The 4116-nt window shown below is 72.6% G+C and carries 4 protein-coding genes and 1 pseudogene; all 5 read right to left on the reverse strand.

Annotation, left to right across the window (positions count from 1 at the left end; genetic code table 11):
• Window positions 1-867 (reverse strand): annotated as a pseudogene (locus tag GUY60_RS35260) (serine/threonine-protein kinase); the annotation flags it as partial.
• Window positions 849-1775: an oxygenase MpaB family protein gene (locus tag GUY60_RS35265; RefSeq protein ID WP_312866546.1), complete on the reverse strand. Its 927-nt coding sequence runs from the start codon at window positions 1773-1775 to the stop codon at window positions 849-851. The gene GUY60_RS35265 and the pseudogene GUY60_RS35260, both read right to left, overlap by 19 nt.
• A 132-nt stretch (window positions 1776-1907) precedes the next feature.
• Entirely contained in the window at window positions 1908-2558 is a 651-nt protein-coding gene (locus GUY60_RS35270) for a hypothetical protein (RefSeq protein WP_161705435.1), read from the reverse strand.
• 81 nt (window positions 2559-2639) lie between these two features.
• Window positions 2640-3281 carry a DUF1345 domain-containing protein gene (locus tag GUY60_RS35275; RefSeq protein WP_312866547.1) on the reverse strand — a complete coding sequence of 214 codons (642 nt, stop codon included), beginning with the start codon at window positions 3279-3281 and terminating at the stop codon, window positions 2640-2642.
• Window positions 3282-3337: 56 nt separating this feature from the next.
• The coding region (locus tag GUY60_RS35280; RefSeq protein ID WP_161705437.1) for a family 1 encapsulin nanocompartment shell protein at window positions 3338-4116 on the reverse strand (779 nt) is incomplete at its 5' end.

Below are 4116 nucleotides of genomic sequence, written 5' to 3' on the forward strand. Positions count from 1 at the left end.
GTGACCGGTCGTGCCGCCGCGGGTGGCGGCGATGCGGCCGGCCAGTTCGCGGGCGTCGCCCGGCCGGTCGTCGGGCGACTAGGCGAGCAGGTCGAGGACGATCCGCTCCAGGAAGTCGGGGAGTTCGGGCCGGTGCGTACGGGGCGGCTGCGGGGTGGTGTCGCGGTGTCCCAGGAGCACGGCCCAGGCGTCGCCGTGGTCGAAGGGCGGGGCGCCGGTGGCGATCTCGTACAGGACGCAGCCGAGCGAGTACAGGTCGCTGCGGAAGTCGATGGGCTCGCCGCCGATCTGCTCCGGCGACATGTAGTGCGGCGTGCCCATGGCGATGTTGGTGCCGGTGAGCTTCGCGGTGAAGCCCACGTCGTGGCCGAGCCTGGCGATGCCGAAGTCGCAGATCTTCACCGTGCCGTCGGTGAGCCGCATGATGTTGGCGGGCTTCAGGTCGCGGTGGATGATGCCCTGGTCGTGGGTGTAGGCGAGGGCGTGCGCGACCTGTTCGGTGATCTCCACGATGTCGGGAACGGTCAGCGGGAGCTGGGAGTTGTCCTCCATCAACTGGCTGAGGTTGCGGCCGTCGAGGAGCTCCATGACGAGGTACAGCACCCCGTCGTCCTCACCGAAGTCGTGGACGACGGTGATGCCGCGGTGCTGCAGGGACGCGGCGACGCGGGCCTCCCGCTTGAACCGCTCGCGCAGCACCTGCCCGATGGACGCGTGGCCCTGCTGCGGGCCGATCGGCTTGAGGCACTTCACGGCCACATGCCGGTCGAGGGACTCGTCGCGGGCCCGCCACACCTCGCCCATGCCACCGCGCCCGATGAGATCGAGCAGCCGGTACCGGCCCTGGATCAGCCTGGTTTCCGCCATCTCGTGGTGTCGCCCCCGTCGCCTCGCATCGCCCTCCCCGGCCCGTCCAGTATGGCTGCCCGCCCGATAGGTCTGTACGGTGCGGGTCGGCTGCCGGGCCCGAGCCGCTCCATGGCCCGAAGAATGTGCCGGGGCGGCAGTTGCCAGCGTAGACGGCCGGGAACGCAGCGCAGCAGCCCACCCGTGGCGCGCAGCCGGACGTCGACGGCCCGTGGCGCGGGGGCGGGTCGGCCGTACAGCGTGTGGGCGTACGCGGGCAGCGCGCCGTACGCGAGGTTCGCGACCCGGCGCCACAGCAGCTCGCGGGCGGGCGCGAGGAGTGGTGGCGTGGGCGGGCGCCGCAGGAAGTCGTCGACGGCGCGCGCCTCTTCGCCGACGGCGAGTTCCGGCCGCATCCGCGCGAAGTAGGCCCGCATCTGGGCCCGGTCGGCCGGTACGTCGGCGGGGTCGAGGCCCACGAGGCGGGCGCTCTCCCGCTGTTCGTCGATGTACCGGTCGGCGAGGTCCGGGGTGAGCGGGTAGCCGGAGCGGCGCAGCACCTCCACGTAACTGGCGATCTCGGCGCAGTGCACCCAGAGCAGCAGCTCGGGCTCGTCGACGCGGTAGACCTCGCCGGTGTCGGGGTCGGTGGCCTTCAGGAGCCGGTGGATGCGCCGCACCCGCTCCCCGGCCTGCTCTGCGGTCTCCGTCGTCCCGTAGCTGAGCGCCCCGACGAAGTCGGCGGTCCGCATGAGCCGGCCCCAGGCGTCGCGGCGGAAGTCCGAGTTCTGCATGACACCGCGCACCACGCGCGGGTGCAGGGCCTGGAAGTACAGCGCGCGGACTCCGGCGACCCACATCATCGGGTCACCGTGCATCTGCCAGGTCACCGAGTCCGGCCCGAAGAGGCCGGGATCCGCGTCACGCACGTCGGTACCTCCCACCGCTGTTGGCTTGCCGGTACTGGGCGCAGGCGCCGCCGGCGGAAGGTTACCCAGGGTAGACCAGGACGACGCGTGACGGTCGGGAGCAGTGTCCGCCCATGGCCTCCGCCCCGTGTTTCAGCCTCCGTACGGGTGCGGGTCCAGGTGGCTGAGCCGGTACGGGAACGCGTCCGGCATCCGGCGCCAGCCGTGCCCCTGGAACTGGACGGAGCACCAGGACCCGTCGGCGAAGCCGATCTCGTGGCAGCCGCCCACGATGTCGCTGCGGTCGCGGATCCAGCTCACCTGGCGTACGTCCAGGGACCAGCCCGCCTCGGCGCGACGGGGTGTGCCTCGCAGGGAGCCGGCGTGGGAGACATGGGCGACCTGGAGGCGGTGGTCGGTCACCTGGATCACCGCGTCCGCTCCGTTCCTGCTCCGCGGATGCAGAGCGCGGGCGAGCTGACCGGCCGAGCTGTTCCAGCCCCCGCCGAACGGCCTGCCCTGCCGCTGCTTGTCGCTCCAGGACGACTCGGTGACGGCCTCGAAGAGAGCGACGAACGGATTCCACGTGATGCCGGTGAGGAGCACGGCCGTGTACACGGGGAGCAGGCACCAGTTGTAGAGCGTGCGTCGCTCACCGTGCAGGGCACGCGGGCGGCGGGACTGTCCGGGCTTCGGCGCCCGCGTCGCCACCACGGCCGTGTGCTCACCGCGCAGCGTCTCGCCCGCCGGCACCACCGCCCGCGCCCACTCGACCGCTCCGCTGAACCGATCCCCCGTGCTCACCCGACATCCCCCGTCAACCTCGCGCCGGCCACCCCCTGCGGGCGGCGCGGACTACTCAATCACGCGCCCCCGCCTGCCCGTTCACCCCGTCACGATCCCCGCGACCAGGTTGATGGTCGTGGCGAGGACGCTCGCGCCGAAGAGGTACGAGAGGAGGCAGTGGCGGAGGGCCACCGCGCGGATCGTGGTGGTGGAGACATTGGTGTCGGAGACCTGGTAGGTCATGACGAGGTTGTAGCTGAAGTACAGGAAGTCGATGTAGCGGGGCGGGTCGTGGGTGTTGAAGTCGATGCCGGGGGCGGGGTCGCGGTAGTAGAGGTAGGCGTAGCGGGTCGCGTACATCAGGTGGAGGGCCGCCCAGGCCATGAAGACGCCGCAGAGGGCCGTGGCGGCCGCGGCGTGGCTGAGGCCCGAGTCGTCGCCGACGAGGAGCAGCACCACGATGCCGACGAGCCCGCAGGACGCGGCGCCGACGACGGCGAGTTCCTCGACCACGGGCCGGAACTCCTCGCGGCCCGCGTTGGCGCGGGTGCTCGCGGCGTCCATGGGCCAGAGGACGAGCCACCCGGCGACGACGAAGACCGTCTCGGCCGCGGCGATACCGGCGAGGATGCCGAGCGGAGTGTTGCCGGTGGCCGCCGCGACGACCGCGCCCGCCACCGCGCCCAGGACCGCGGAACCGGCGAGCCGGGGGACGGCGCCGTGCACGGACCAGCGGCTCACGGTGACCTCAACTCTCGGGTACGCGTGCGGAGTTCGAGGGGTGGCGGGCGGCGCGTTCAGGCTTCGAGGACGACCACGGCCTCGTCGGTGTACGGCAGGAACGTCAGCGTCTCCTGGAAGTACAGCTCGACGCTGTGCGCGTCATGGCCGGTGTAGCCGATCGCCAGGTCCTGCCCGAGGTGCAGCTCGAAGTCGCCGCCACGGGTGGACAGGACGAAGCCGCCGCTGAGCGCGGGCGCCCAGATCGGGGAGCCGTCGAGCATCCGGCCGAGGTGGGCGGCGATGGGGTAGCCGTGGTCGGAGGTCTCGCTGACGGCGCGGTACTCCTCGGCGCCCAGGAGCAGCGCGTACGGGCCGTCGACCCCGGCGAGGCGCAGCGAGGTGAGGGCGCGGCTGACCGCGTCCGGGTAGTCGCGGGGCTCGGCCGGCAGGCTCACCACCGGGTTGGAGGAACGCGAGCGCAGGCCCTCCACCTGGCCTGCCGAGTACCCGTCGAAGATCGTGCGGTCCTCGGCGTACGCCATGCTGCGCGCCGCGTCCTTCACCGGCTGCCAGTCGGAGTCCTTCGAGCCGCGGTCCACATCGTCGACGGCCGCGCGGTCGACGGTGAACGGGACCCGTAGTTCGACGAGGGGTTTCGCCTCCCGGAGCCGGGCCGTGACGCCCGGCGCGGGCGGGGTCAGCGCGGTGAGGTGGCCGGTGCCGACGGCGGCGAGCTGCGGGCCCGCCGGTTCGGGCAGGTCGACGACGCGGCGGCCCGCGACCAGGCGCCGGAACGTGCGCCGGGCCTCCTCCTCGATCTCGGCCCAGGCCGCCGGGGTGATCGGGGCGAGCT

The organism is Streptomyces boluensis (genome assembly GCF_009908195.1).
GTDB classification, from domain to species: Bacteria; Actinomycetota; Actinomycetes; order Streptomycetales; family Streptomycetaceae; genus Streptomyces; species Streptomyces boluensis.